Source organism: Kitasatospora sp. NPDC093558 (assembly GCF_040683475.1).
Classification (GTDB): Bacteria; Actinomycetota; Actinomycetes; order Streptomycetales; family Streptomycetaceae; genus Kitasatospora.
Genome location: NZ_JBFBDY010001363.1, coordinates 1 through 1,096 on the forward strand (window position 1 = coordinate 1; position 1,096 = coordinate 1,096).

Genomic DNA, 1,096 nt, shown 5'->3' on the forward strand with positions numbered 1-1,096 from the left:
GTCTCCACGGCGTGGCTGGGGCCGCGGCGGGCGAGCGCGGTGCTGGCGTCGTCGGCGGTGCGGCGGTGGACGGCGTCGGCGGCGGCGGTGGGGGCGTCGCCCGGTCGCGGGGTGAAGCGCAGCCGGCCGGCGAACGGCTGGAGCGTGGCGACCAGGTCGAGGGCGGCGTCGTGTTCGCCCGCGCGGACCAGCCAGGCGACCGTGAGCAGGGCCGCCTCCTCGGGCACGGTGACGCGGTAGCGGCCGCTGTCGAGGAGGCCCCACAGGGCGGTGAGGCCGGGTTCGGTGAGCGAGTGGGCGAACAGCTCGGCGCGGTCTTCGGGTATGCCCGCGGCGCGGCAGGCCGCCGCCTCGTCGGGCTGGAGGGGGCCCTCGGCGCGGGCGCGGCCGGTGGCGAAGCCGCCGCGCAGCACCTCGGGGGTCACCCAGGCGGGCAGGTCCTTCACCGGGGTGCGGGAGCCGATCCGCAGGCGGCCGTCGCGCATCCCGGCCAGCACCGCGCGCCAGCCGCCCATCCGCTGCTCGGCGCGCTCCCGGGTAGCCGGGTCCGGGTGGGACAGGGCGGTGGTGAAGGCGCGGGCGAGCTGACCGTGCGCGTAGTCGGTGGAGACGGCGGCGGTGGCGGAGTCGGCGGCCGTCGGGCGCGAGTGCTGCTGCTCAGCGTTGGTGTCCATGGCCGACGTGGCGGGCCCTGCCCCCGCGCCCTCCAGGTCCCGAGCCTGGTGCTCTGCCTCACTGAGCTACACGTCGCTGTCGGGACGAGACCCTACGGAGCGGCCGGGGTGGGGGCAACGCAATATCCCTGTCCCCGCCGAGGCCGTTTCGGCTGCACGCTCGTTAACCGCAGTACGCCACTCGCGGACGAGGACCGGAGGTTCCTGTGTCGGACGAAACGCCACCGCAGTACCCGCAGTACCGGAGCTACAGCTGGGAGGACGAGCAAGGCGGCTTCTACCTGGTCCTGTACCCGGACGACGAGGAGGCCGACGAGGAGCGCAAGGCCCACCTGCGGGCGATGGGGGCCCGGATGGCGGCGGATCTGGTCGCCGAGCAGCAGCCGGAGCCCACCCGGCCGGCGCTGCGGCTCGTCCGGGAC

The 1,096-nt window shown here is 75.9% G+C and carries 1 protein-coding gene, 1 tRNA gene and 1 pseudogene; 1 reads left to right on the forward strand and 2 read right to left on the reverse strand.

Going from position 1 to position 1,096, the window contains the following annotated elements:
- Together AB0O00_RS40995 and AB0O00_RS41000 are read right to left on the reverse strand one after the other, a co-directional pair.
- Window positions 1-674: pseudogene (locus tag AB0O00_RS40995) on the reverse strand (hypothetical protein); the annotation flags it as partial.
- Window positions 674-750 (reverse strand) — tRNA-Pro (locus tag AB0O00_RS41000). The gene AB0O00_RS41000 and the pseudogene AB0O00_RS40995, both read right to left, overlap by 1 nt.
- A gap of 130 nt (window positions 751-880) precedes the next feature.
- Here AB0O00_RS41000 and AB0O00_RS41005 point away from each other — a divergent pair.
- Window positions 881-1,096 (forward strand): hypothetical protein (locus tag AB0O00_RS41005; RefSeq protein WP_363659740.1); only part of this gene is annotated, 216 nt, incomplete at its 3' end.